This window comes from Arenimonas sp. (assembly GCF_044353605.1).
Taxonomy (GTDB): domain Bacteria; phylum Pseudomonadota; class Gammaproteobacteria; order Xanthomonadales; family Xanthomonadaceae; genus Arenimonas.
This window is the reverse complement of sequence record NZ_JBILBO010000001.1, coordinates 173,165-197,828: the sequence shown is the minus strand read 5'-3', so window position 1 is coordinate 197,828 and position 24,664 is coordinate 173,165. Positions and strand designations below refer to the sequence as shown.

General features: G+C 59.0%; 24 protein-coding genes. 16 read left to right on the top strand and 8 right to left on the bottom strand.

What is annotated here, in order from left to right; genetic code table 11:
* Positions 1-43 precede the first annotated feature (43 nt).
* From queA to secF, 5 genes are all read left to right on the top strand, one after another.
* Positions 44-1,078: a tRNA preQ1(34) S-adenosylmethionine ribosyltransferase-isomerase QueA gene (gene queA / locus ACIQ1A_RS00985; RefSeq protein ID WP_395769214.1), complete on the top strand. Its 1,035-nt coding sequence runs from the start codon at positions 44-46 to the stop codon at positions 1,076-1,078.
* On the top strand, positions 1,075-2,187 hold the full coding sequence (gene tgt, locus ACIQ1A_RS00980) for a tRNA guanosine(34) transglycosylase Tgt (protein ID WP_395769213.1): 1,113 nt from the start codon (positions 1,075-1,077) through the stop codon (positions 2,185-2,187). Before queA ends, tgt begins: the two co-directional genes overlap by 4 nt.
* A 70-nt stretch (positions 2,188-2,257) precedes the next feature.
* Complete coding sequence (yajC, locus tag ACIQ1A_RS00975) at positions 2,258-2,596, top strand: preprotein translocase subunit YajC (protein ID WP_395769212.1); 339 nt, start codon at positions 2,258-2,260, stop codon at positions 2,594-2,596.
* 36 nt (positions 2,597-2,632) lie between these two features.
* A complete protein-coding gene (secD, locus tag ACIQ1A_RS00970; protein WP_395769211.1) occupies positions 2,633-4,507 on the top strand; it encodes a protein translocase subunit SecD in 1,875 nt (624 codons plus the stop codon).
* A 54-nt stretch (positions 4,508-4,561) separates the two neighbouring features.
* Positions 4,562-5,458 carry a protein translocase subunit SecF gene (gene secF / locus ACIQ1A_RS00965; RefSeq protein ID WP_395769272.1) on the top strand — a complete coding sequence of 299 codons (897 nt, stop codon included), beginning with the start codon at positions 4,562-4,564 and terminating at the stop codon, positions 5,456-5,458.
* Between the two features lie 64 nt (positions 5,459-5,522).
* Here secF and ACIQ1A_RS00960 read toward each other — a convergent pair whose 3' ends face one another.
* The gene (locus ACIQ1A_RS00960) at positions 5,523-6,323 is read right to left on the bottom strand and encodes an inositol monophosphatase family protein (RefSeq protein ID WP_395769210.1); all 801 of its coding nucleotides are present in this window, start codon (positions 6,321-6,323) and stop codon (positions 5,523-5,525) included.
* Positions 6,324-6,459: 136 nt separating this feature from the next.
* On the opposite strand from ACIQ1A_RS00960, the gene ACIQ1A_RS00955 reads away from it, so the two are divergent.
* Positions 6,460-7,212, top strand: a complete 753-nt coding sequence (locus ACIQ1A_RS00955) for an RNA methyltransferase (protein WP_395769209.1) — start codon at positions 6,460-6,462, stop codon at positions 7,210-7,212.
* On the opposite strand, the gene ACIQ1A_RS00950 is transcribed toward ACIQ1A_RS00955, so the two are convergent.
* The gene (locus tag ACIQ1A_RS00950) at positions 7,200-7,811 is read right to left on the bottom strand and encodes an exopolysaccharide biosynthesis protein (protein ID WP_395769208.1); all 612 of its coding nucleotides are present in this window, start codon (positions 7,809-7,811) and stop codon (positions 7,200-7,202) included. The two genes, ACIQ1A_RS00955 and ACIQ1A_RS00950, sit on opposite strands and share 13 nt — an antisense overlap.
* A 4-nt stretch (positions 7,812-7,815) precedes the next feature.
* On the bottom strand, positions 7,816-9,129 hold the full coding sequence (locus ACIQ1A_RS00945) for a hemolysin family protein (RefSeq protein WP_395769207.1): 1,314 nt from the start codon (positions 9,127-9,129) through the stop codon (positions 7,816-7,818).
* 139 nt (positions 9,130-9,268) lie between these two features.
* On the opposite strand from ACIQ1A_RS00945, the gene ACIQ1A_RS00940 reads away from it, so the two are divergent.
* Entirely contained in the window at positions 9,269-9,604 is a 336-nt protein-coding gene (locus tag ACIQ1A_RS00940; protein ID WP_395769206.1) for an MGMT family protein, read from the top strand.
* A gap of 42 nt (positions 9,605-9,646) precedes the next feature.
* Positions 9,647-10,303: a rhomboid family intramembrane serine protease gene (locus ACIQ1A_RS00935; RefSeq protein ID WP_395769205.1), complete on the top strand. Its 657-nt coding sequence runs from the start codon at positions 9,647-9,649 to the stop codon at positions 10,301-10,303.
* Here the strand turns inward: ACIQ1A_RS00935 and ACIQ1A_RS00930 are convergent.
* Positions 10,300-11,256 carry a hypothetical protein gene (locus tag ACIQ1A_RS00930; protein WP_395769204.1) on the bottom strand — a complete coding sequence of 319 codons (957 nt, stop codon included), beginning with the start codon at positions 11,254-11,256 and terminating at the stop codon, positions 10,300-10,302. The genes ACIQ1A_RS00935 and ACIQ1A_RS00930 overlap by 4 nt on opposite strands.
* Positions 11,257-11,716: 460 nt before the next feature.
* Here ACIQ1A_RS00930 and serA point away from each other — a divergent pair, with 460 nt between their 5' ends.
* Genes serA through ACIQ1A_RS00900 form a run of 6 tightly spaced genes read left to right on the top strand, consistent with a single transcriptional unit; the run spans position 11,717 to position 18,409 of the window.
* Positions 11,717-13,279, top strand: coding sequence for a phosphoglycerate dehydrogenase (serA, locus tag ACIQ1A_RS00925; RefSeq protein ID WP_395769203.1), 1,563 nt, complete (start codon positions 11,717-11,719; stop codon positions 13,277-13,279).
* A gap of 9 nt (positions 13,280-13,288) precedes the next feature.
* On the top strand, positions 13,289-13,933 hold the full coding sequence (locus tag ACIQ1A_RS00920; RefSeq protein WP_395769202.1) for a histidine phosphatase family protein: 645 nt from the start codon (positions 13,289-13,291) through the stop codon (positions 13,931-13,933).
* Complete coding sequence (gene folC, locus ACIQ1A_RS00915; RefSeq protein WP_395769201.1) at positions 13,933-15,198, top strand: bifunctional tetrahydrofolate synthase/dihydrofolate synthase; 1,266 nt, start codon at positions 13,933-13,935, stop codon at positions 15,196-15,198. Before ACIQ1A_RS00920 ends, folC begins: the two co-directional genes overlap by 1 nt.
* Positions 15,199-15,222: 24 nt before the next feature.
* Positions 15,223-16,119 carry an SPOR domain-containing protein gene (locus ACIQ1A_RS00910; protein WP_395769200.1) on the top strand — a complete coding sequence of 299 codons (897 nt, stop codon included), beginning with the start codon at positions 15,223-15,225 and terminating at the stop codon, positions 16,117-16,119.
* Between the two features lie 11 nt (positions 16,120-16,130).
* Positions 16,131-17,594 (top strand): amidophosphoribosyltransferase, encoded by a 1,464-nt coding sequence (purF, locus tag ACIQ1A_RS00905; RefSeq protein ID WP_395769199.1) that lies wholly within the window; start codon positions 16,131-16,133, stop codon positions 17,592-17,594.
* Between the two features lie 44 nt (positions 17,595-17,638).
* The gene (locus ACIQ1A_RS00900; RefSeq protein WP_395769198.1) at positions 17,639-18,409 is read left to right on the top strand and encodes a ferritin-like domain-containing protein; all 771 of its coding nucleotides are present in this window, start codon (positions 17,639-17,641) and stop codon (positions 18,407-18,409) included.
* On the opposite strand, the gene ACIQ1A_RS00895 is transcribed toward ACIQ1A_RS00900, so the two are convergent.
* Genes ACIQ1A_RS00895 through ACIQ1A_RS00880 form a run of 4 tightly spaced genes read right to left on the bottom strand, consistent with a single transcriptional unit; the run spans position 18,381 to position 20,744 of the window.
* On the bottom strand, positions 18,381-19,121 hold the full coding sequence (locus ACIQ1A_RS00895) for a UDP-2,3-diacylglucosamine diphosphatase (protein WP_395769197.1): 741 nt from the start codon (positions 19,119-19,121) through the stop codon (positions 18,381-18,383). The two genes, ACIQ1A_RS00900 and ACIQ1A_RS00895, sit on opposite strands and share 29 nt — an antisense overlap.
* A complete protein-coding gene (locus ACIQ1A_RS00890) occupies positions 19,118-19,780 on the bottom strand; it encodes a peptidylprolyl isomerase (protein ID WP_395769196.1) in 663 nt (220 codons plus the stop codon). Before ACIQ1A_RS00890 ends, ACIQ1A_RS00895 begins: the two co-directional genes overlap by 4 nt.
* A gap of 34 nt (positions 19,781-19,814) precedes the next feature.
* The gene (locus ACIQ1A_RS00885; RefSeq protein ID WP_395769195.1) at positions 19,815-20,285 is read right to left on the bottom strand and encodes a DUF3465 domain-containing protein; all 471 of its coding nucleotides are present in this window, start codon (positions 20,283-20,285) and stop codon (positions 19,815-19,817) included.
* Positions 20,286-20,288: 3 nt separating this feature from the next.
* Complete coding sequence (locus tag ACIQ1A_RS00880; protein ID WP_395769194.1) at positions 20,289-20,744, bottom strand: GNAT family N-acetyltransferase; 456 nt, start codon at positions 20,742-20,744, stop codon at positions 20,289-20,291.
* A gap of 251 nt (positions 20,745-20,995) precedes the next feature.
* Between ACIQ1A_RS00880 and ACIQ1A_RS00875 the strand changes: the two genes are divergently transcribed.
* Together ACIQ1A_RS00875 and cphA are read left to right on the top strand one after the other, a co-directional pair.
* Complete coding sequence (locus ACIQ1A_RS00875) at positions 20,996-21,838, top strand: cyanophycinase (RefSeq protein ID WP_395769193.1); 843 nt, start codon at positions 20,996-20,998, stop codon at positions 21,836-21,838.
* A gap of 11 nt (positions 21,839-21,849) precedes the next feature.
* Positions 21,850-24,660 (top strand): cyanophycin synthetase, encoded by a 2,811-nt coding sequence (gene cphA, locus ACIQ1A_RS00870; protein WP_395769192.1) that lies wholly within the window; start codon positions 21,850-21,852, stop codon positions 24,658-24,660.
* Positions 24,661-24,664 lie beyond the last annotated feature (4 nt).

The following is a 24,664-nucleotide window of genomic DNA, read 5'->3' as shown; positions in this document are numbered from 1 at the left end:
AATCAACGACTTAGGCTACAATAAGCGCCTGATTTGGAGCCTTATGAAGAAATCCGATTTCCACTTCGATCTGCCACCGGAGCTGATCGCCCAAGCGCCATTGCCCGACCGCACTGATTCTCGGCTGCTGTTGGTGCCTCCGGGTGACGCCCCCTTTCAGGACCGGCAATTCCGTGAGCTGCCGGACCTGTTGCAGGCCGGTGACTTGCTGATCTTCAACGACACCCGCGTCATTCCGGCGCGCCTCTACGGGCAGAAGCAAACCGGCGGCCAGGTCGAAATCCTGATTGAACGTCTTTTGCCGGACCAGTGCGTGCGAGCCCAGGTCGGCGCCTCGAAATCCCCGAAAGCGGGGAGCGGTATCACGTTGACCGATGGTACCTTGTTGACCGTGCTTGGCCGTGAGGAAGAATTTTACCGTCTGCGTTTTGACACCGAGGAGCCGGTCGAAACCGTGCTCAATCGACTCGGGAAGATGCCATTGCCGCCCTACATCCAACGTGATGCCGATGCGGATGACGATACGCGGTATCAAACCGTATTCGCCCGCCATGCCGGCGCGGTGGCGGCGCCGACGGCGGGTCTGCATTTCGACCAAGAGATCCTGACGCAGCTGCAAGCCAAAGACGTAAAGCTCGGCCACATTACTTTGCATGTGGGCGCCGGCACCTTCCAGCCCATGCGTGCGGAAAATCTGAAAGACCATGTCATGCACAGTGAATGGTTGAATGTGGGCGCCGAATTGTGCGCCCAGATTGCGGCCACCAAGGCCCGTGGCGGCCGTGTCATCGCCGTCGGTACCACGGTGCTGCGTGCACTGGAAACCGCCATCGTCGATGGTGCGGTCAAGCCGTTTGCCGGCGATACCCAGATTTTCATTTTCCCCGGATATCGGATCCGCAGTATCGATGCCCTGATTACCAATTTCCATCTTCCGGAAAGCACCCTGCTGATGCTGGTTTCGGCCTTCGCCGGCAAAGACCGCATTTTCGCAGCTTACCGGCATGCGGTTGACCAGCAGTACCGGTTCTTTTCCTACGGCGATGCCATGCTGCTGCATCCCGGAGCCACACCATGAGCCGCATGCATTTCCGCAAAACCGGCCAGGACGGCATGGCCCGCCGCGGCGAGCTGAGCTTCCCGCGCGGAACCATCCAGACCCCGGCGTTCATGCCGGTCGGCACCTACGGGTCGGTCAAAGCCATGAAGCCCGAGGACATCCTCGCCACCGGTGCCGAAATCATTCTTGGAAACACCTTCCATCTTTATCTGCGTCCGGGTCTTGAAGTGATTGAAGCGCACCGGGGCTTGCACGATTTCACCCAATGGCAGAAACCGATCCTGACCGATTCCGGCGGGTTCCAGGTCTGGTCCTTGGCCAAGCGCCGCAAGATTACCGAGCAGGGTGTGATGTTCGCTTCGCCGGTGGATGGCGCCAAAGTCTTCATCGGCCCGGAAGAAAGCATGCAGATCCAACGCGTGCTTGGTTCCGACATCGTGATGATTTTCGACGAGTGCACGCCGTATCCGGCCACGGAAATCGTGGCCCGCAAATCCATGGAGTTATCGCTTCGTTGGGCTGAGCGTTCGAAACAGGCGCACGAAGGCAATGATGCGGCACTGTTCGGCATCGTGCAGGGTGGGGTGTATCCGCATCTGCGCACGGCCTCTGCCGAAGGATTGAAAGCCATCGGATTCGACGGTTATGCGGTCGGCGGTCTGGCCGTGGGCGAACCCGCGCACGAGCGCGAACAGACCCTTGAAGCCATTTGCCCGCAGTTGCCCGAAGATAAACCGCGTTATCTGATGGGCGTCGGCAAACCCGAGGACATCGTGGAAGCCGTGGCCCGTGGCATCGACATGTTCGATTGCGTGATGCCGACCCGCAATGCCCGCAACGGCCACTACTTTACCCATCAGGGCCAGGTCCGCATCCGCAATGCCCGCTATGAAAAGGATCTATCGCCGATCGAGCCGGGCTGTGGTTGCTACACCTGCACGCACGGGTTTACCCGGGCCTACCTGCGCCACCTGGACCGTTGCAATGAAATCCTGGCCTCGATGCTGGCCACCATCCATAACCTGTATTACTACCAGCAACTGATGCAGGAAATCCGGCAAGCTATTGAAAATAATGCCTACGCGGCGTTCCGTGAGGACTTCTACAGGCAACGTACACAGCCTTGAAAAGCCCGCTGGCCGCACCCAGTTATGTCATAATTGCCCATTGTTTCGCATTCAATCAAGGATTTATCTTATGTCTCTGCTCGATTTGATCATTTCCCCGGCCGCCGCCCAGGCCGCTCCCGCCCAGCAAGGTAGCCCGATCTCGCTTCTGGTGATGATGGTGCTGTTCTTCGCCGTGTTCTATTTCATGGCCATCCGTCCGCAGATGAAGCGTGCCAAGGAACACCGTGCGCTGCTTGCCGGCCTGTCGAAAGGTGATGAAGTGATTGCCGCCGGCGGCGTTGCCGGCCGTGTCGAAGATCTCGGCGAGCACTTCGTCGGTATCGAAATCGCCAATGGGGTGGTCATCAAGGTTCAGAAGAATGCCATCACCGCGGTGTTGCCCAAAGGCAGCCTGAAGTCTGCCTAATTCCTTTTTGAGAGCCATCAGGCTCCGGGTTCCGTCATGCTTGAATTTCCGAAATGGAAGTATGCGCTCATCGCAGTGGTCCTGCTTGCCAGCGTCATTTATTCCCTCCCCAATATCTATCCGCAGCAACCGGCGGTGCAGATCAGCGTCAACCGCGGTGAACTCGAAACCGGCCTAAGCGGCCGTATCGAAGCCCTGCTCAAGAGCAATGGCATCACCCCGGTTGGTGTCGCTGTCGAAAACGGCGATGTCATGGTGCGTTTGGCCAATCCCGAAGACCAGATCAAAGCCGCCGATATCATCCGTCCCGAACTCGGTGCGCGCTACACGGCCGCACTGAATCTGGCATCGACGGTGCCGGCCTGGCTGAGTGGTTTGGGCGCCCAACCGATGACGCTCGGTCTCGATTTGCAGGGCGGTGTGCACTTCCTGATGCAGGTCGACCAACAGGCCGCGCTCGATAAGCGCACCAATGCCTACGCCGAGGAAATCCGTGCGGCATTGCGCGAAGCCAAAATCTCCGGTTATGACGTGAGTTCTACGCCTCAGGGTATTCGCATCACGTTTGCCTCCGAAGCCGACCGCAACAAAGCGCGATCCCTGCTGGCGAAGAACTTTCTGACGCTGACGTCCATCGATTTGCCCGGAGACCAGGGTATTGGCATGAATGTCAGCATGATTCCTACCGAAGCCAAGTTGATTGCCGATGGTGCTGTTGACCAGAACATCAATACGCTGCGTAACCGCATCGACTCTTTGGGTGTTTCCGAGCCGGTCATCCAACGTCAGGGCAGCAACCGCATCATCGTGCAACTGCCGGGCGTGCAGGATACCGCCGAAGCCAAGGACATCATCGGCGCCACTGCAACCTTGGAATACCGCGCAATGATCGGCGATATGGCCGCCGCTGCCGAGGCCCAACGTTCCGGTATCGTTCCGGCCGAAGCGCGTCTGTATTTCATGCGCGAAACCAACCCGGACGGCAGCCGCATACCGATTCTTCTTTCCCGCCGCGTCATCGTTTCCGGCGACCAGCTGGTCGACGCCACGCCAGGCACCAATCCCGAGAATGGCCAGCCGATGGTGAGCATCAAGCTCGATACCGCCGGCGGCAAGCGCATGTTCAACCATACCCTCGACAACGTCGGCAAGAACATGGCCGTGGTCTACGTCGAGCGCATCCCGGAAACCCGCAAGGTTGACGGCGTTGAAGTGCGCAGCGTCAAGATCCTTGAGGACGTGATCAACTCGGCCACCATCCAAGGCGTGTTCGGCAAGGATTTCCAGACCACCGGCCTGGATCCGCAGGAAGCCGACCGCTTGTCCAAACAATTGAAGTCGGGCGCACTGGCAGCCCCGATGGATTTTGCCCAGGAACGCGTCATCGGCCCGAGTCTGGGTGCCGAAAACGTCGAACGCGGCGTGAATGCGGTGATGTACTCGTTTGTGTTCGTGCTCATATTCTTCGTCATTTACTACAAAATGTTCGGCATCATCACCAATCTGGCCCTGGTTCTGAACCTGCTGCTGGTGGTCGCGGTGATGTCGATGTTCGGCGCCACCCTGACCTTGCCCGGTTTTGCCGGTATCGCGCTGACCGTGGGTATGTCGGTGGACGCCAACGTGCTGATCAACGAACGCATCCGGGAGGAGCTGCGCATCGGCAATACGCCGTTGGCGAGCATCGCGGCCGGTTACGAAAAAGCCAGCGGTACCATTATTGACGCCAACCTCACGGCTTTGCTCGGCGGCATCGCGATGGCAGCCTTCGGTTCCGGTCCGATCCGCGGCTTCGGCATCACTCTCATCATCGGCATTCTGACCTCGATGTTCACGGCTGTGACCGTGTCGCGGGCCATTGCCACCCTGATCTACGGTCGCCGGCGCAAGCTGAAGACGGTTTCGGTCTGATCTGCACGGAGCACTAACGTGGAACTCTTTCCCCCGAACAGCAACATCAACTTCATGCGCATGCGATTCGTTTCGCTGGCGCTGGCCGTCATCGTCTTGTTCGTCGCCATCGGCGGCATGGTGTTCAAAGGCTTCAATTTTGCTCTGGACTTCACCGGCGGCTATGAAACCGAAGTCCAGTTCAGCAAAGCGGTGGATACCGAGGCATTGCGCAAAACCTTGGAGCAGTCCGGTTTCAAAGGCGCCCAAGTCCGTGTCATCGGTTCTTCCAACGAAGTGGTCATCCGCATGCAGGCCCAGGAAGGCGGAAAACGCATTGATGGCAACAACGTTGTTGCCTCATTACAGAGCGCGGAAAATCCGGCTACCCTGCGCGATTATTACTATGTTGGGCCGCAGGTTGGCAAGGAGCTTGCGGAAAGCGGTCTGCAGGCACTCATTTTTGTCGTTGTCGGCTTCCTGTTCTATGTCTGGATCCGCTTCGAGCTGAAATTTGCCATCGCGGCCATCATCACTACCCTGCACGACGTCGTGCTCGTTGCCGGCTGGTTCGCGTTGTCCGGGCATGAGTTCGATCTGGCTGTGCTGGCCGGCGTGTTGTCGGTCATGGGCTATTCAATCAATGACACCATCGTGGTGTTCGACCGTGTGCGCGAAAACTTCAAGACCCTGCACAAGCTATCGCCGCTTGAAATCATGAACCGATCGGTCAACCAGACCCTGTCGCGCACCATCATCACCTCGTTCGTGGCCTTGTTGACCGTGCTCGCCCTGTATTTCTACGGTGGTGATTCGCTCAAGGGTATGGCCGAGTCTCAGATTCTCGGCATTATCATTGGCACGCTTTCCTCGATTTTCGTAGCCTGTCCGCTCCTGCTCATGCTTGGCGTCACCAAACAGGATCTGATGCCGAAAGCCCGCGACGAAGAAGCCTTGAACGCGCGTCCGTAATCCTCGGATTCCGGTCAAGAAAAACCCCGCCTTGGCGGGGTTTTTCGTATCTGAATCGGCTGGCTCAGAAGCTCTTGCCATATTCCGACTGGGCGATGGCCGTCTGCAGCATCGGGTTGATGCGGACATTTCCGGCCACGATGTTGCCGGCATCGAGAATGCGTTCACCACGCCCTTTGAAATCGCTGACGCAGCCGCCGGCTTCGCGCACCAGTAACATGCCGCCAGCCACATCCCAAGCCTTGATGCCGGATTCAAAGTAGGCGTCACTGCGGCCACAGGCGACATAAGCCAGGTCCAGTGCTGCCGAACCGGTACGCCGGATATCTTCGGCGGTGCTCAGCAGGGCTTTGCAGAAATCCAGATGCGGCCCGATGCGGCCGCGGTCGCGGGGCGGGGTGCCGGTTATCACCAGGGCGCCCGACAGGTCTTTGCGGTCAGTAACCCGGATCTTCCGGTCATTAAGCAGGGCACCCTTGCCCTTGCTGGCGGTGAACAGCTCATTCTTGATCGGATCGTAGATGACGGCTTCGATCGGCTCGCCGTTCTCCACCAAAGCGATGGAGACGCAATAATGCGGAATGCCATGCAGGAAGTTGGAGGTGCCGTCGAGCGGGTCGATCACGAAGGTCTGTTTGCCTTTGCCCATGGCGCCGGATTCCTCGCACAGGAAAGCCGCCTGCGGGTAGGCACGTTTGAGTTCCTTGATGATTTCAGCCTCGGCGAGGGAGTCCACTTCGCTGGCGTAGTCCTGTTTGGTCTTCTCGAACACGTTCAGGCTGTCGAGCTTGTTCATATGACGTAAAATGACCGTGCCGGCCTGGCGTGCGGCTTTCACCATCACGGTGATGACGGGATTCTGCATGGGGACTACCCTTGGCTAAGTTGGAATAAGAACAGGATGCTGTCGAGCAACACCGCGCCTATGATACCGCAAACCGCCGCCCGACTGGAATGTCTGCCGGTATCCCGTTCATCCCAAAGCCCGGAAAACGTCGACCATGACCCTGACTGACCCCATCCGAATCATCCTGGTAGGTACCCAGCATCCCGGTAATATCGGCTCTGCGGCACGTGCCATGAAAACCATGGGTCTGAGCCAGCTGGTACTGGTGGCACCGAAGCGCTTCCCGGACCCCGAGGCGAATGCCTTGGCGGCGGGTGCCGAAGATATCGTGCAGCAGGCCCGGGTTGTGGATAGCCTGGACGAGGCTTTGCAAGGCTGCCGGTACGCGTTGGGCACTACCGCGCGCGATCGTGCCATCAGTCTTCCCGAATACACGCCGCGCGAAGCGGCAGCGGTTCTGCTGGAGCACACTGGGGCCGATGGGCAGGTCGCCTTGCTCTTCGGCCGCGAACGGACCGGACTTGAGAACGAGGAGTTGATGCGCTGTCATGGCCGCGTCTTCATTCCCTGCAACCCGGACTACGCATCTTTGAATCTGGCGTCAGCGGTACAGGTGCTCAGCTATGAAATCCGTCTTCGCCGACTCGAGCTCGAGCTCGAGCTGTTGCCTGCCAAGGCAAAGGTAATGGATGAAGGCGAGCCGGCCAGTCTTGACCAGATTGAACGCCTGTTCGTGCACTTGGGCGAATTCATGGACGAAATCGATTTCCATAAAGGCCGATCGCCTGACATGATCAATCAGCGCCTGCGCCGGCTGTTCCTGCGGGCACAGATGGATGAGCGCGAGATAAAAATCATCCGCGGCATGTTATCGGATGCGCAGCGCTTATTGGCTCAGAAGAAATAAGCCCAGAGTTTTTCGAGCAGAATGATGATATAGCCTGAAAACTCGGCCAGTATGATGATTTCAATGATGCCCATGATCCAGCCGAGGCCCAGCAGGATGCCATCGCGTTCGATGAATCCGAAGCTGAATGCCAGCACGATCAGTCCGAAAGGGTAGTTGGTCAGGGGAATCGGCAAGGCCAGAAGGATGCCGAGTACCAACAGCAGCAGTCCGCTGAAAGCGCGCGCCCAGGCGTGATCAAATGCGTATTCATAGCGCGGTTTGCTGAGCTTCTCGATCCATTTCAGCCACGGATCGAACCGGCGCTGGAAATTGATGACATGCGTCCGCTTGAAGGTCTTGCGGCCGATGAATTTCGGTACCCAGGGATGTTCGAATTGCCACATCAGCTGCAGTCCGATCAAGGAGGTCAGCAGACCGCTAAAGGCCCCTTGGCCGGCCGGTATCGGAATGAACACCGGAATCAGGACAAACAGCAGGAACAGGCCGTAACTGCGGTGGCGGAAGCTGTCCAGCACCAGATCGAAGCTCAGGTCATCATCCGGGCTGCCATCGGCCAGATGTTGCAGCAGGATACGGGTACTGATTTCGTGGCTCATGGCGTTATTGGTCGAACGTCGCTTCAGCGACCGGCTTGCGGCCGATCAGGAGTTTGTCGATGCGGGCACCATCGAGGTCGATGACTTCAATACGCCATACCCCGAACTCGAAAACCTCTCCGGTATGCGGTATCCGGCCGAAGTGCGCGATGACCATGCCGGCGACCGTGGTGAAATCATTGTCGTCCTCGCCCGGCAGCGCCTGCACATTCAGCAGTTCACGCAGTTCTTCGACGGCCAGACGGCCGTCAATCAGCCAGCTGCCGTCATCGCGTTCCACAATCAGCGCTTCGTCTTCGGCATCTTCCATGCTCTGGATGCGGCCGAGCACGGCACCGATCAGATCATTGACGGTAACCATGCCGAGGATGTCGCCGTATTCATCGACGACCAGAGCCAGGGTCTGCTGTTCTTCGCGGAAGATTTCCAGCAGGCGCAGGGCATTGGTGGATTCGGATACGAACAGCGCCGGATGCACACTTTTCAGCAGCTCTTCATTATTGCGGCATTCCCGCCCCACCAGCGATTTGGATTCCAGCACGCCAAGCACGTTGCTATCGTCTTTGCGGTATACCGGATAGCGCGAGAACGGGTTGGAGCGCAGGACGTCCTGGTTTTCGACAAAGTCGGCATCGGCATCCAGCCAGATGATCAGGGTGCGCGGGGTCATCAGCGACTCGGCGGTGCGATCGCCAAGGCGCAGCACGCGGTTCAGCATATTGCGTTCATCGGCATCCAGGTTCCCCTGTTCATGGCTTTCAGCCACGAGATGCCGGATTTCCTCGTCTGTCACTTTGTCCGCATTGCTTTTATCCAGCCCAAGGATCTGAATCAGAAACCGTGTACTTCTTGAAAGCAGCCAGACGAAAGGTGCTGCGAGCGTAGAGATAGCGTTCATCGGCACGGCCACGGCGGTAGCAATGCGCTCCGGTGCCAGCAAAGCGATGCGCTTGGGTACCAGCTCTCCGATGACGATGGTGACGAAGGTGACGATGACGGCGACAATCACGCTGCCAAGGGTAATCGCTGTTTTGGAGGCTAACGCCGGTACCGCGGCGTCCAGCCATGCGCCGAGCGATGAGCCCAAGGCCTGTCCGCCGACAATGCCGTTCAGATAAGGGATCAGGGTTATTCCGACCTGCACGGTCGAAAGAAAGCGCTCAGGGTGTTCGGACAGACTCAGCGCGGTCTTCGCCCGCTTGGAGCTTTCCGCCATCTGTTTCAGGCGGGGCTTACGGGAGGTCACAACGGCCATTTCCGAAAGGGCAAAAAAGCCGTTCAGCAGGACAAGCAGGATGACGATGGCAATTTCAAACATGGATATCTGACGATTCCGGATGCAGGAGATAGCATACCTTATGGCGGTGCGACCTGCCGCTGGGATATCACGGAACTGTAATATTCATTTACAGTTACCCTAGAATATCAGCGGTTAATCCCGTGTTCAGGAGCCTGCCATGGCGGAGTCTGAATCTAAGCAGGAACGTATTCACGCGGTCATTCGCGCCCTGCCAGCCGGCAGCGTGTGTTCCTACAGCGCCGTCGCGGCCAAAGCCGGACTGCCCGGATGCGCACGATTGGTGGCTCGGGTGCTTTCCCAGTCCGATACTCCTGATTTGCCCTGGCACCGGGTCCTGCGTGCTTCCGGTCAGATTGCGTTCCCTAAGGACTCACCGATGTTCATCGAACAGTCGCAGCGACTGCGTGCCGAGGGTATCCGGGTCGAGGCGGGGCGGGTGAAAATGCCCAAACGTGGGCTCGATCTGGATGCCTTGCTGTGGGCGCCTGATTGAGCCAATCGGGTATCATGACGCATCCCCTTTGAAGAGCCGGCCATGCATTTACCGAAAGTGACCCGCAATCTGCTTTGGATCATTGCCCTGGTCTATCTGGCGCAGCAGTTCCTCGGCGATGCCCTGATGCCGTTCATGCTCTGGCCCTTGCAGGATGTTTTCGTTGGCACCGGCAGCGATGGCCTGCCGGTCAGCATGGGCTTCCAGCTCTGGCAACTGCTGACCTATGGTTTCATGCATGATCCGAGCGGATTTGGCCATCTTTTCTTCAACGGTATCGCGCTGTACCAGTTCGGCGCGCGATTAGAGGAAGTTTGGGGCGGACGCCGCTATTTGACGTTCTTTCTGGTCTGCGTGGCCGGCGCCGGTATTTGCCAACTGGCGTTCATGGCCTGGATGCCGGAAACGGCAGGTCCCACCATCGGTGCGTCCGGCGGGATATACGGTCTTCTTATGGCTTACGCCATGCTGTTTCCGCGCGAGCGCGTGATGTTGCTGATTCCGCCGATTCCGATGTCGGCACGCACACTGGTCATCGTTTTTGGTGCGCTGTCGCTGCTCATGGGCGTCACCGGTACGGCCGGCGGCATCGCCCACTTCGCCCATCTCGGCGGCATGCTGTTCGGCTGGCTATTGATCCGCTACTGGCGTGGTCAGGCACCGTTCACCCGTAAACCCAAGGGTCCCTGGGGCGTCTAACGGCCCTTTTTACCAAACAGAGCAAACTCGGCGCCCACCACCAATCGCAAGGCCTCCAATTTACCGGCATCCGATTGTGCGGCGTGCAGCAGACTGGTTTCCAGCAGGGTCGGATAGATCTGACTCAAGCTGCGCATGAACGGTTTCATGTCGATCTGGCTGTCACGCGAACGGAATACGGCTTGTTCATTCGGCGTGTAGACCGACAGGTGGTTTCCGCGGACATCCAGTGACAGCAAGGACACGGAGCCGTCACTGGAGCGGAATACGGTTTCCAGCACAGCGCTGCGCGCGGGCAGGGTGTCATCAATCAGAAATCCGGCACTGCCGGCACGGCTTTGCAGGAATCGTTCCAGCGCCCTTCGCATCAGCGGATGGCCGCCGTGGATTGTATTTTCATCCTTGCTGTCCTGCCCGTTGCCGAAACAGCAGGGGGTATACCTATCAAATTCTGGTTCAAGCTCCGATTCTTCGGCATCGAGTAGGAAGACATGTTCCGATACCGGCATGAAACGGCAACCGAAATGACTCAGAAGCGCAATGGCGAAGAGTTCATAGGCATCCTGATCCAAGGTGTCAGCTTGCAGGGCGCGTCGGCGCAGTTCAAACAGATAGGCGGCATCATACTGGGCAATCAGGAGTCGCAGCGATGCCGGCAGATAGGGTTGTTCAGGATCAATACTGCCTTCATGCAGTGATTCGCCAGCACAGCAGTAGCTCAGCGTTCCGTTGCTGTCTTCGCTGACCGCATCAACGATTCGCACGGCGCCGTCCATCTGGATGCTATCGCCGATTTCGAAGCGAACACGGAGTAAAGGGGAGGAGGCATGCGTGAAGTGCTTGAGTTCGCCACAGCCGGTAAAGATGATGTCGGATTGCCGGGCGTCTGCCCTGAGAATCGTCCCCAGTCCCAATTCGGGTTCGGCAGTGGAGATCCAGCGTTGACCAGGCATGATGTTGAGCATCGCCGCATTGTACTGTCTCTGCCCGTGTAGCGCAAAGAAAACCCCTGTGGAAGCGGGGGTTTCCGGGAAAACAAAATCAATTACCAGATTGATACTTTCTTGTCGTTCGCAGTGACCTTGGCGTCGCCGCATTGATGTCTGCGTGCTGTTGCATCGGTGCCTCCATATGATGGCGCGGAAGTCCGTCGACCTGCTGCGTGCTGATTGGTATTCAAATAAACTAAAGACCATCGGGCCTGAATATATACTTGCAAGTCGCAGTCGTGGTCTGTTAACCTATGTTGGAATTGGTACAGGACTCCCATGCGTATGACGCCCCGTCTCCTGGCCTCTGTGGTTGCTTCAGGCAACCACCGTAGCCCGTATACATCGTTATTCTTTTTCCGACTCCACGCATGGGGTTCTGGCGCGCAATTTTCCGCCTTGAATCTACCCCATTGGAGCTCCCATGAAAATCCTTGCTTGTGACGGCATCCATGCCGATGGCCTGAACCTGTTCAAAGAAGCCGGTTTCACCGTTGAAACCAGCGATCCCATCAAAGACCCGGCCGTATTGGCTGAAAAACTGCAGCAGTTCGACGGCATCATGGTGCGTTCGGCAACCCTGATTACTGCCGAATCCCTGGCAAAGGCAGGTCATCTGAAAGTCATCGGCCGTGCCGGTGCCGGCGTTGATACGATTGATGTTGAGGCCGCCACGGCCCGTGGTATCGCGGTCATGAACGCCCCGGACGGCAATACCTTGGCCGCTGCCGAACACGCGGTTTCGCTGCTGTTTTCGATGGCGCGCCATGTGCCGAGAGCCGATGCCGGCATGAAAGCCGGTGAATGGCCGAAAAACGGCTTGACCGGATTCGAACTCGAGGGCAAACGCCTTGGAGTCATCGGTCTGGGCCGTATCGGCGCGACGGTGGCCCGCAAGGCCGCTGGCATTGGCATGGAGGTCGCCGCTTATGATCCGTTCTTGCCCGCATCCGCCTCCGGGCGCATGAGCGTGCCGATGAAGACGCTGGATGAATTGCTGGCCTGGGCCGACATCATTACGCTGCACATTCCGCGTACCAAGGAAACCACCAACATCATCGGCGAAGCGCAGATGCGCAAGATGCGCAAAGGCGCCTACCTGATCAATGCCGCCCGCGGCGGTCTGGTGGACGAAGAAGCGCTGATCAAAATTCTGGACGAGGGTCACCTTGCCGGTGCCGCGCTCGATACCTTCGTCACCGAGCCCTTGCAGAAGGATTCGCCGCTGCGCGCGCACCCGAAACTGATTCTGACCCCGCATCTGGGCGCATCGACCTCGGAAGCGCAGCAGGCGGTCAGTACCATCCTGGCCCGTCAGATGATTGATTTCCTGAAGACCGGCGCGGTTGCCGGCTGCGTCAATCTGCCGCCGCTCAGCGCCGAAGCCGCCAAGGAAGTCGGTCCGTGGATGCCCTTGATGACCGAGCTCGGCAAACTGGCCAATCGTCTGGTGCCGGCAGCCAGCAGTTTGCATATCACTTATGCTGGCCGTACCGAGGCCTTGGATACGCGCCCGCTCAGCCGTTTGCTGGTGGCGGCCATGCTTGGCACGGCTTCCGGTCGGGTGACGCCGGTCAATGCGTTGAGCGAGGCCGCCGCCCGCGGTCTACAGGTTTCGGAAACCCTCGGCGGTGACGGCGATGGATTCGATCGTCTGCTGCGCATCGAAGTGGCCGGCGAACAGGGGTGTCGCAGCATCGAAGCTACCTTACACCGCGGCCCACGTGTGGTTCGTCTGGATGGTGTCGAGCTCGATTTCGATCCGGGTGCGCATATTCTGCTGATGAAGAACGAAGACCGTCCCGGCGTCATCGGTCTGCTGGGTTCGAATCTGGGCGCGGCCGGCATCAACATCATCAACTTCTCGCTCGGCGCTACCGGTGATGGCCATGCCATTGCAGCGATTACCGTCGACCGTGAAGTGTCGCAGGCGCAAGTTGCCGGATTGCGAACCATCCCGGGCATCGTGTCCCTGGAAATGTTCTGAGGGGGCCGGATGAAAATCATACTTGCCCGTCATGGTGAAACCCCTTGGAATGCCGCCGGTCGATACCAAGGCCAGATTGACATTCCGCTTTCGGAAACTGGTGAAGCGCAGGCGGCCAAACTTGGCGAGCGCCTTCGCGATGTGCCGATCACCCGCGCCGTCAGCTCGCAACTGGCCCGCGCGCGGGCAACGGCGGAAGCCGCGCTGGGTGAAAGCCGCAAAGCCATGCTTCAGATCGATCCGCGCTTGCAGGAAATCGCGCACGGCGATTGGGAAGGCTTGTTGGCCCAGGAAATCGCTGAACGTGATCCTTTGACGTTCCAGGCCTGGCGTGATGCGCCACAGACCGTGCAGATGCCGAACGGCGAGAGCCTGCAGCAGGTGCTCGATCGGGCGTGGCAGGGCTTTGCCGCCGCTTGCGAGGGACTGGGCGCGGAGGATACCTTGCTGGTGGTGGCGCACGATGCGGTCAATCGCGTCCTGCTGTGCCGGATACTCGGTCTGGGCTTGGATCGCCTCTGGTCGTTCCGGCAGGCGCCGACCACGCTCAATCTGCTGGAAGGCGATGATGTAGACAATCTGGCGGTTGTACGCTTGAATGATTGCCAACACCATACGCCGCTGTTCGGCGAGGCCCTGCACCGCGCTCTGTGATGAAACGTTCGCTCGATCAATGGTTGGCCTATCAGCTCGGCACCCATCCGCAGTCAATCGCGATGGGGCTGGAGCGGGTACGCTTGGTGGCGGAACGCTTGCAGCTGCTGAGTTTGCCATGTCCGGTGATTACCGTCGGTGGCACCAACGGCAAGGGCTCCACGGTCGCCTATATTGAATCCATTGCGCGGGCATCGGGATGCCGGGTCGGAGCCTTTACGTCACCGCATTTTTTACGCTACAACGAACGTATCCGAATCGAGGGCGCGGAGGTTTCCGATGCCGACCTGGTCAGTGCTTTCGAAGCCATAGAAGCGGCGCGGGCGGAAATCCCCCTGACGTATTTTGAGTTCGGCACCTTGGCGGCCTTGTTCCTGTTTGCCCGTGCCGGCCTGGATCTGGCGATATTGGAAGTGGGCCTGGGTGGTCGTCTGGATGCGGTCAACATCATCGATGCCGATGTTGCGGTGATCACCACCGTCGATCTGGATCATCAGGCTTATCTGGGCAATGATCGCGAAAGTATCGGGTTCGAGAAAGCCGGCATCATGCGAGCCGGTCACCCCTGTATTTTGGGCGAAAAAGACCCGCCGTCTTCGGTGCTTCGCCACGCCTATGAAAACGGCGTTTACTGCATCCGCGCTTTCAGCGACTATCTAATTGACCGCTTCGAATCACATTGGGTCTGGCGCGAACCCGGCTTCAGCCTTGATTTGCCCTACCCGCAATTACGGGCCCCGGCACAGATCCAGAATGCCGCCTGCGCGATAGCGGCATTGCGGGCCTCTGCCTTGAGCATCCCTGATGACGCTTGGGCGGCCGGAGTGGCGGGTGCCACGGTAACCGGGCGCTTGCAGTGCTGGCGGACCAATCCGGAAGTGATTCTGGATGTTGCCCATAATCCCCAATCTGTTGCGCAGCTGGCAGCATGGTTGCAGATGCACCCGAAGCCGACGGTAGCGGTCTTCAGCGCCTTGAAAGACAAGGATATCGCCGATATGCTGGCACAGCTCGCGCCGCATATCGAGTTTTGGCACGTAGCCGTTCTGAGCGAGCCGGCGGGCCGGGTGCTGACGGCCGAGGGCTGGCAGCAGCAGCTTTCGCCAGTTTTGCCTTCAGCGGGCTACCGTATCCATGCCGATGTGGCTAGCGCCTACGCCTCGGCATTGGCAGAAAACAGCGGCCAGCGCATTCTGGTATTCGGCTCGTTCCATACTCTGGAAGCGGTGATGCGTCTCCCGCAGCCGGAGGCAGTCGGAGTATAATTGGCGCTTCCACCGGAGGTTCACATGGAAGCACCGTTGAAGCAACGCCTGATCGGCGCCGTCGTCCTGGCGGCTCTCGCACTCATCTTCGTGCCGATGCTGCTCAGAAGCCCCGATGTGCGTGATCCGGACAGCGCCGATGTGTCGCTGAATATTCCTGATGAGCCCGATGCTGACGGCATCAAGACCATTGATATCCCCCTCGATCAACCCGCAGCTGTCGCTCCTGCGGAACTGCCGGTATCTACCGATCTTGAGCCGATTCCCGTCGTCGATGAGGCCGCCGTCGCTGCCGGTCAGTATGCCGTGGTCATTAACGTGGCCGATGAAGCCAAGGCCAAAGCTATTGCTGAAGACCTGAAAGCACAGAAGTTGGTTCCGCTCATCCAGAGCAATGGTCAGCGTTTCCGTATCCGTATTGGACCTTATGAAAGCCGCGATCTGGCAGAGGCTGCACGTCTGCGTAGCACTGCGGTCGTTTCCGGAGGCACCGTGGTGGCCATGGATGCCGTGGGCCCAAGCCAAACCGGATCCGCATCCACACCGGCAGCTTTCTCCGCACCGGTCCCAGCACCGGCCAAAACAGCCGATGTCGTCGTGGCCACTGCTCCGGCGGCTGCTGCCAATAAACCCGCCAGCGCCCCGGTACCCGAAAAGGCGGCCAAGGTGGAACCGGCAGCTGAGGCCAAGGGTTTCGCGGTTCAGATCGGCGCGCCGGCCAGCGAGCAGGCCGCCCAGACACTGCGTGATAAAGCACGTGCCGCCGGTTTCAACAGCTATATCCAGCCGGTCGAGACCGACTCGGGACGCCGTTACCGCGTCCGGATTGGTCCGGAACACACCCGCGAGGCCGCCAACGCCTTGTTGGCGACGGTCAAGCAAAAAACCGGCATCGACGGCATTGTGGTCAAGCATCCCTAAAAGGTTTTTTTATGTGCGGAATACTCGGAATTGTCGGTACCACGGATGTTGCCGCAGCGCTGTATGACGGACTCACCGTCCTGCAACACCGGGGGCAGGACGCAGCCGGCATTGCCACCGTATCCGGTCAGCGCATTAATCTGCACAAGGGCAATGGACTGGTCAGTGACGTGTTCGGACCGCAGCAGATGGCCCTGCTGCGCGGCCATGTCGGCATCGGCCATTGCCGTTATCCCACCGCCGGTTCCTCCGGCAGCGATGAGGCTCAGCCGTTTTATGCCAACGCCCCGTTCGGGCTGTCGCTGGCGCATAACGGCAATCTGACCAATACCGAAACCTTGCGCCGTGAAGTCTCCGAGCAGGATCATCGGCACATCAATACCCAGTCCGATTCCGAAGTGTTGCTGAACGTGCTCGCCCATGAATTGCTGGAGCAGGGTCCGTTGAGCCCGCAATCGGCGCTGAAAGCGGTGGAAGGCGTGCACCGCCGCGTTTCCGGCGGCTATTCGGTGGTGGCGACCGTGATGGGTCTGGGCTTGTTGGCATTCCGCGATCCCAATGGCATCCGGCCACTGGTGCTCGGCAAGCGTGAAACCTTGCTGACCGATGAGTATGCTGTGGCGTCCGAATCGGTCGCGCTCGATATCCTGGGCTTCACCCGTTTGCGCGATATCGCCCCGGGCGAAGCGGTGGTGATTACCGATGATGGCCAGCTGTTCACCCATCAGGCGGCGCCAGGACACAAACATACGCCGTGTATTTTTGAATTCGTCTATTTCGCGCGTCCAGACTCGATGATGGACGATATCTCCGTGCACAAGGCGCGTATGCGTATGGGCGTCAAGCTCGGTGAAAAAATCCTGCGCCTGCGTCCGGACCACGACATCGATACGGTGATACCGATTCCCGACACCTCGCGGGATGCCGCGTTGGAAATCGCCAGTCTGCTGGGCGTAAAGTACCGCGAAGGCTTCATCAAGAACCGCTACATCGGCCGCACCTTCATCATGCCCGGCCAGAGCCAGCGTGTGCAGTCGGTTAAGCGCAAGCTCAATCCGATTCCGCTGGAGTTCAAAGATCGCGTGGTGCTCTTGGTCGATGACTCCATCGTGCGCGGCACGACCTCGCAGCAGATTGTGCAGATGGCGCGCGAAGCCGGCGCCCGCAAAGTCTATCTGGCTTCGGCGGCGCCGCCGGTGCGTTTCCCCAATGTTTATGGCATCGACATGCCGGCCGCCTCGGAACTGGTCGCGCACGGTCGTACCGAAGCCGAGATCCAGCAACTGCTCGGCTGCGACTGGCTGATCTACCAGGACATTGCCGATCTGGAAGACGCCGTTTCCGGACCGAAACGCAAAGTGGCGGATTTCGATTCGTCCTGCTTTACGGGTGAATACATCACCGGTATCGAGTCCGGCTATTTCGAGAAGCTGGAAAAGGCGCGTAGCGACGCCGCGAAAGCAAAATCCGTCTAACTCGCATGGCGGGCAATCTTCGCCTTTTGGCCCGCCTTGTGTTGATGGCGGATTCGGTAGATGCCAAGTTGACTGCGGTGGATGCCCTATCCACGGCGGCAGATTCGGGTTGCGGCATTGATTTTTCGGCCCCGGGTGTTGATGTGATTCTGCCGGGTCGACCCGACAAGCCGCAACTGGTTCCGCCGAAAGCGTTGCCCAAGCGCAGTCTGCTCCAAACTGAAGGCCGCGCTGCATTGCTGCATGCCATTACCCATATCGAATTCAATGCCATTGATCTGGCCTGCGATGCCGTCCAGCGGTTTCCGGACATGCCGCACGGGTTCTATACGGATTGGATCAGCGTTGCCGTGGATGAGGCACGGCATTTCCGATTACTGCAGGAACGACTTGCTGGAATCGGCTACGTCTATGGTGATTTTGCAGCACATGACGGTCTCTGGGAGATGGCGTTGCGCACACGTCATGACTGTCTCGCACGCATGGCCTTGGTGCCGCGTCTGCTCGAAGCGCGAGGACTGGATGTCACGCCGGGGATGATTGCCAAGCTCAGCCAGGCCGGCGATGCCGAATCGGTGAGGGTATTGGAAATCATCCTGCGCGAGGAAGTCGGTCATGTTGCCATCGGCACGCATTGGTTCAACTTCTGTTGCCAAGAACGCGCCTGCGATCCGGAAAACACCTTCCTGGATCTACTCAAAACTGTCAGCCGGGGCGCTTTGCGCGGGCCTTACAATGACGACGCGCGCCGGCTCGCCGGATTCACCCCGGGCGAGATGCGCGGCATTACGGCGCTGGCGAATGATACAGCTTGAGTGTATTGCCGTCGCTGGCCAGGTGTGAACTCTGGGTGTACCAGTCGCCCAACACGATCCGTTCGGCCGGCAAGCCGTCGAGATCTAGCGCGTGCCGCGCCGGTCGGTGCGTATGTCCGTGAATCATCCGGGTGACGCCATACCGGCGCATCGTCGACAGCACCGTATCCGGCGTGACATCGGTGATGGTTTCCAGTTGCTGGGTCTCTCTCAGGCCTTGTTGCCGGCTTTGGCTCGCCTGACGGGCCTGCTCGGCAAAAGCGCGTCGTGCAGCCAGAGGCTGGGAAAGAAAATGCTGTTGCCAGGCAGGGTTACGGACCTGATTGCGGAAGGCAAGGTATTCGCGGTCCTCAGTGCAGAGCAGGTCGCCATGCATGAGCAGGGTGGGCGTGCCAGCACAGGAAATGACGGCATAATCCGGCAGCAATTGGGCGCCGATACGTTCGGCGAACTGTGGACCGAGCAGGAAGTCCCGGTTACCGCGCTGCACGAACAGACGTGTACCACTGGCGCGGCAGTCGGCGAGGGCTTTCAGGGTCTGCTGCGCCAGAGTACTGTCATCGTCATCACCGATCCATGCTTCATAGAGATCGCCGAGGATATACAAGGCTTCGATGCCATGGCAGTCGTGCGCCAACAGGTCGATAAATTGGGCGGTGGTTTCCGGACGGACTTCATCCAGATGCAGATCGGATATGAATATCTGGCTCACGGCACTTCTGCGACCCGGATCTGACGGATGATGATGGGTTTGACCGGAGTAGCATCGCCGACGCCGGCACGAAGCGCGACTTTGACGCCACGCAGACCATCAATCACGTCCATGCCTTCGACGACTCGGCCGAATACGGTATAGCCATGGCTCCGGGCATCGGCAGCCGAGACGAAATCGAATTGCGGGTTATCGACCACGTTGATGAAAAACTGCGACCCAGCGGAGTCCGGCTCATTGGCACGGCGTGCCGCGGTCACCGTACCGCGCAGGTTGCGCAGTCCGTTGTTGGATTCACTGCGGATGAATCCACGGTCCGGCTTCAGACGGTAGTCGGCGTTATAGGCGCCACCCTGAACCAAAAGGTTGCCGATAACACGGTGAAAGACGGTGTTGTCATAATGGCCGGATTCAACATAACTCATGAAGTTACGCACTGTCAGCGGTGACTTGTCTTCATACAATTCGATGACGACATTGCCGGCATCGGTGCTGAGCACGACGCGCGGATAATCAACGATGGCGACTTCCTGAATGTCGTGTTCGCCCGCAGCTTCGGCACCGGGGATGGCGACTTCCTGGCTGACCTGGGTCGGCTGTTTTCCGCAGGCGCTGAGCAGCAGAAGCAGAGAGGCGGTGATTCGCAAATAATGTTTCATGTGTCTAGTTTAATGCATTGCGACAATTCCGGGCTTACTGGTAGGTCCGTCCCTTATGCTGAAGCCAGCCACCCGGGTGGCGTCCATTCGGGTCATGGTGGGTCCAATGCACGACACCGCCCTTGTCGTTCCAGACATACTCGCCTTTAAAGGCAACTTGATCACCGGCCTTCAGAGCGTCGATGCGGGGTGCAAGATCGATGTTATGGGCAATGAGCACGGTATGGCCATAACCGGTATCGATCAGGAAGCGTTGATGCCGGCTGCCTTGATTGTCATCCGGAAGAACCTTCACAACACGGCCTTCGGCCTGGACCGGTACATCCTGAAGACGTTGCGTGTAAGCCGTGGCGATGCTGCCGGCACCGCTTTCGTTGAACGAGCTGACCTTGGGTTGCTCTGCGCTGGTCGCTAAATCGGCTGAAGCTAGGGGGTCTATGGCGCTGAACCGACCCAGTGCGAACATTCCCAATCCAATGAAGGCAATCAGTCCCCATTTCTTCATGGCTTAGTCCGCCAGCGCTCGGCTGAAGACATGGAACTCGGTATCCCGGATCCAGCCGTATTTCTGATAGAGCGCCTGCGCGCCGGTATTGTCGATGGCCGTAGAAAGTTCCAAGGCGCTAAGGCCGAGCTTTCGGCCAAGGTCCTGTGAAGCCAGCAGCAGGGCTGCAGCCACGCCGGAGCGACGTGCCGGGGCAGCCACAAACAGATCATTCAGAATGGCGATGCGACTGGTATGGGTGGAGCTGAAGCTGGGATAGAGCTGGCTGAAACCCACCAGGTTGTCGCCACGTTGAGCTACAAGTATCCAGGAATCATTGCGTGCCAGACGTTCTTCAATGAAATCACGCGCGCGCTCGAGGTCGGACGCTTGCCGGTAAAATTGACGGTACCCATCGAAAAGCTCGGCCAGCTCACGCAGATCCGATGGTGTTGCCATGCGCACATTGAGGCTACTCATGCCGAAATCACCGAGGTAGGGAGCCGGCAACGGGCTGTGGCGGGTTTTGGGGGCTGTGATACAGACATGTGCAGGTGTTCCGATGCGACGTTTTCAGCCAACACTATGCCATAAAAGCATCCGGCAGTGCCTGCAGCGCCTTCATATAAGTCGTGCCAAGCCTTGATTTTTCGGCAATAATAGCGGTTCGTGGCGGTCTGAACCCGGTTTGGCTGGCGCATTCGAAAAATAACAATGGAGTCCTTTCCAGCATGTGTCCCAGTCGTTCCCCCAAAGGCAAGTCGCGCGGATGGATCATTCCCGTCGGCGGTGCCGAAGTCAAGGAAAACAATCCGCAGATTCTGAGTCGCTTCGTTGAATTGTGCGGTGGCAAGAAAGCCCGTATCGCCATCATTCCGACTGCCAGCCGCTTGCTGGAAACCGGCCCGAAATATGAACGCATTTTTACGGCGCTCGGTGCCAAGTCCGCAGTATCGGTTGATTTCGAGCAACGCAGCGATACCTCGGATTCCGCCCGCCTAGCGGTATTCGATGGCGTCACTGGGGTGTTTTTGACCGGAGGCAGTCAATTACGTCTGGCCACCCTGCTTGGCGGCACGCCGGTGGCAAAACGCCTGCGTGAGCTTAATGCCCATGGCGTGCATATCTGCGGAACCAGCGCCGGTGCCAGCTTCCTGAGTGAACACATGATTGCCTTCGGTGAAGAGGGATCCACGCCGGTAGCCGGCAATGTCCGTTTGGCGCCTGGGCTCGGGCTGACCAACCGTTTCGTCATTGACCAGCATTTCCGTCAACGCGACCGCCTCGGGCGACTGACTGCGGCTTTGGCCTACAACCCTTTTGCCATCGGCATCGGGCTGGATGAGGATTCCGCGGTCTTCATCGGTCCGGATAATGTGCTGGAAGTGGGTGGGTCGGGCGGTGTGACTGTGGTCGATGCCTCCGAACTGTCGTTCTCGTCGATGGATCAGGTCGATGAGGGGCAGCCGGTGTGCATGCTCGGTCTGCGCATTCACATTCTGGTGGCCGGCAGCACTTTCAATCTGCATACCCGCGTTGCTTCTCCAGGCAGCTTGGTGACCGTCAAAAAATAGAGGATTACGTCATGCGCATCACGGCACGTTCGGTTTTCGTAGGTCCATCGCAGTACGCCCATTTTCCGGTCATCCGGCTCGAACTCGACCTCGGGGTTCTTGAGCAGTGGCCGACTGGCCGCCTGGGCCCGCAATTCGTCGATGCCTTGGTCGCCGCCCTGCCGGAGCTCAAGCAGCACGGCTGTTCCTACAAGGAGCCCGGTGGCTTCATTCGGCGCATGCAGGAAGATGAAGGCACCTGGCTTGGGCATGTGCTCGAGCATGTGGCCATCGAGTTGCAGAACATGGCTGGCGAGGATGTTACCTTCGGACGTACCCGATCCATCCCCGGCCGTCCGGGCGTGTATTCGGTCGTCTACGAATATGCACAACGCGAAGAAGGCATCGAGGCCGGCGAACTGGCCTTGAAGTTACTGGGCTCTTTATTGCCGGAAGAACTGAGCGCGGTGCGTGGTGTGTCCGAGAGTTGGAATTGGCCGGACGCACGCGATGAATTTATCCGCTTCGCGCAGAAGCGCGCGCTGGGTCCGTCCACGGCGTCTCTGGTGCGCGCCGCGGAAGAGCGCAATATTCCCTGGGTCCGTTTGAACGAACAATCCCTGGTGCAGTTGGGTCATGGCAAGTACCAGCAGCGTATTCAGGCCACCATTACCGGAAAAACTCCGCATATCGCCGTTGAACTGGCCTCCGACAAGGAGGAAACCAACAAAATCCTTGCCGGACTCGGTCTGCCGGTGCCGCGTCAGATTCTGGTGCAGCATCAGGACCGCGCCATCGAGGCGGCAAAGAAAATCGGCTTTCCGGTGGTGACCAAACCCTACAACGGCAATCACGGACGTGGAATCTCCATTGGTCTGCAAACCGACGAAGAAGTGGCGCTTGGCTTCCAGGCCGCCAAAGAACATTCGCGTTCGGTGATCGTTGAAACCTTCCTGGAGGGCGATGACCACCGTTTGCTGGTGGTCAACGGTGAACTGGTGGCAGCCACCAAGCGCACGCCAGGTCAGGTCATCGGCGATGGTGTGCATGCCGTCGCCCAGTTGGTGGATCAGGTCAATGCCGATCCACGCCGTGGTGTCGGTCATGAAAAAGTTCTGACCCGCATCGAATTGGACGCGCAGGCCGACATGATGCTGGCACGTCAGGAGCTCACCCCGGAATCGATTCCCGAAGCAGGTCGGGTCGTGCCGCTGCGTTCGACCGCCAATCTGTCAACCGGCGGTACCGCGACTGATGTCACGGATATCATCCATCCCGATAACCGCGATATGGCCGTGCGCGCCATCCGTGCCATCGGACTGGATGTCGGTGGTGTCGATTTCCTGAGCAAGAACATCGCCGAGTCCTACCGCGAAATTGGTGGCGGCATTTGCGAGGTCAACGCTGCACCGGGCTTCCGTATGCATGTGGCGCCCAGCGAAGGCGCGCCGCGCGATGTTGCCGGACCGGTCATCGACATGCTGTTCCCGGCCGGTACGCCGTCACGGGTGCCGATTGCCGCCATCACCGGCACCAACGGCAAGACCACCACCAGCCGCATGCTCGCGCATATCTGCAAGATGGCCGGCTACACGCCAGGCATGACCAGCACCGACGGTGTCTACATCGACGGACAGCGCACCATCGAGGGCGACATGACCGGTCCGGTTTCGGCGCGCATGGTGCTGTCGGATCCCAAAATCGATCTCGCCGTGCTGGAAACCGCACGCGGCGGACTCTTGCGATCCGGTATGGGTGTGCGCAACTGCAATGTCGGTGCCGTTCTCAATGTGCAGGCCGACCATCTCGGATTGAAGGGCATCGATACCCTCGAGCAGTTGGCTGAAGTCAAACGCATCGTGGTGGAAGTGGCCCAGGACTGCGCGGTGTTGAATGCCGATGATGCCAATGTGCTGAAAATGTCGGGCTACACCGATGCCAAGGTCATCTGCTACGTCACCATGAATCCCGATCACAGCCTGGTGCGTGAACACATCCGTGCCGGCGGCCGCGCCTGTGCGCTGGAGGCCGGTGTCAACGGTCAGATGATTACGCTTTACGACAAAGGCAGTCACATTCCCCTGATGTGGACGCATCTGGTGCCAGCCACGCTGGAAGGCAAGGCCATGCACAACGTGCAGAATGCGATGTTCGCCGCGGCCATGGCGTTTTCGTTGGGCGTCAGTCTGGACGCCATCCGTCAGGGCTTGCGTACCTTCGACACCAGCTTTTTCCAGGCACCGGGCCGTATGAATGTGTTCTCCGAACATCCGTTCAAAGTCATCCTGGATTACGGCCACAACGCCCACGCCGTCGGCGTCATGACTGATCTGGTGCGGCGCATGGATGTGCAGAACCGGCGTCTGGTGGTGCTGGCCGCCCCGGGCGACCGCCGCGACGAAGACATTCTTGAAATCGCTGACACCGTCAGCGGCAAGTTCGATGCCTATGTACTCAAACGCGATGATGGTTTGCGTGGCCGCGACGGCGATGAAGTTCCCAATATGCTGGCTGCGCGTCTGCGCGCCAACGGCATCGAGGATTCCCGCATCCATGTGATCCCGGATGAGCAGCAGGCCATCGACAGCGCCCTGCGCATGGCCGCCACCGGCGATTTGCTGCTGATCTTCGGTGACGCACTGGCGCGTTGCTGGAAACAGATCACCAAATTCAATCCTGACGGAGAGATGAGCCGGCAGGCCGCCGCTCAAAAACAGGTGCTTGACAGCAACGCCGCCATGGAATCCTGGCTCAATCGTAATGTCGACGCGGTTTTGCCGGAGTTTGAAGGCGTGGCGCGTGACGAACGCGGCATTGTCATTCTGCCCGAGCAGGACGACTGAGTTC

Excerpts from the sequence above, each read along its gene's own strand:
- ACIQ1A_RS00930 (WP_395769204.1), bottom strand. The coding sequence starts at position 11,256 with ATGCCTGGTCAACGCTGGATCTCCACTGCCGAACCCGAATTGGGACTG.
- ACIQ1A_RS00900 (WP_395769198.1), top strand. The coding sequence starts at position 17,639 with ATGGCGGATTCGGTAGATGCCAAGTTGACTGCGGTGGATGCCCTATCC.
- purF (WP_395769199.1), top strand. The coding sequence starts at position 16,131 with ATGTGCGGAATACTCGGAATTGTCGGTACCACGGATGTTGCCGCAGCG.
- secD (WP_395769211.1), top strand. The coding sequence starts at position 2,633 with ATGCTTGAATTTCCGAAATGGAAGTATGCGCTCATCGCAGTGGTCCTG.
- yajC (WP_395769212.1), top strand. The coding sequence starts at position 2,258 with ATGTCTCTGCTCGATTTGATCATTTCCCCGGCCGCCGCCCAGGCCGCT.
- ACIQ1A_RS00880 (WP_395769194.1), bottom strand. The coding sequence starts at position 20,744 with ATGAGTAGCCTCAATGTGCGCATGGCAACACCATCGGATCTGCGTGAG.
- queA (WP_395769214.1), top strand. The coding sequence starts at position 44 with ATGAAGAAATCCGATTTCCACTTCGATCTGCCACCGGAGCTGATCGCC.
- secF (WP_395769272.1), top strand. The coding sequence starts at position 4,562 with ATGCGCATGCGATTCGTTTCGCTGGCGCTGGCCGTCATCGTCTTGTTC.
- cphA (WP_395769192.1), top strand. The coding sequence starts at position 21,850 with ATGCGCATCACGGCACGTTCGGTTTTCGTAGGTCCATCGCAGTACGCC.
- ACIQ1A_RS00875 (WP_395769193.1), top strand. The coding sequence starts at position 20,996 with ATGTGTCCCAGTCGTTCCCCCAAAGGCAAGTCGCGCGGATGGATCATT.
- ACIQ1A_RS00940 (WP_395769206.1), top strand. The coding sequence starts at position 9,269 with ATGGCGGAGTCTGAATCTAAGCAGGAACGTATTCACGCGGTCATTCGC.
- ACIQ1A_RS00955 (WP_395769209.1), top strand. The coding sequence starts at position 6,460 with ATGACCCTGACTGACCCCATCCGAATCATCCTGGTAGGTACCCAGCAT.
- ACIQ1A_RS00885 (WP_395769195.1), bottom strand. The coding sequence starts at position 20,285 with ATGAAGAAATGGGGACTGATTGCCTTCATTGGATTGGGAATGTTCGCA.
- ACIQ1A_RS00920 (WP_395769202.1), top strand. The coding sequence starts at position 13,289 with ATGAAAATCATACTTGCCCGTCATGGTGAAACCCCTTGGAATGCCGCC.
- serA (WP_395769203.1), top strand. The coding sequence starts at position 11,717 with ATGAAAATCCTTGCTTGTGACGGCATCCATGCCGATGGCCTGAACCTG.
- ACIQ1A_RS00910 (WP_395769200.1), top strand. The coding sequence starts at position 15,223 with ATGGAAGCACCGTTGAAGCAACGCCTGATCGGCGCCGTCGTCCTGGCG.
- ACIQ1A_RS00950 (WP_395769208.1), bottom strand. The coding sequence starts at position 7,811 with ATGAGCCACGAAATCAGTACCCGTATCCTGCTGCAACATCTGGCCGAT.
- ACIQ1A_RS00945 (WP_395769207.1), bottom strand. The coding sequence starts at position 9,129 with ATGTTTGAAATTGCCATCGTCATCCTGCTTGTCCTGCTGAACGGCTTT.
- ACIQ1A_RS00935 (WP_395769205.1), top strand. The coding sequence starts at position 9,647 with ATGCATTTACCGAAAGTGACCCGCAATCTGCTTTGGATCATTGCCCTG.
- tgt (WP_395769213.1), top strand. The coding sequence starts at position 1,075 with ATGAGCCGCATGCATTTCCGCAAAACCGGCCAGGACGGCATGGCCCGC.
- ACIQ1A_RS00960 (WP_395769210.1), bottom strand. The coding sequence starts at position 6,323 with ATGCAGAATCCCGTCATCACCGTGATGGTGAAAGCCGCACGCCAGGCC.
- folC (WP_395769201.1), top strand. The coding sequence starts at position 13,933 with ATGAAACGTTCGCTCGATCAATGGTTGGCCTATCAGCTCGGCACCCAT.
- ACIQ1A_RS00890 (WP_395769196.1), bottom strand. The coding sequence starts at position 19,780 with ATGAAACATTATTTGCGAATCACCGCCTCTCTGCTTCTGCTGCTCAGC.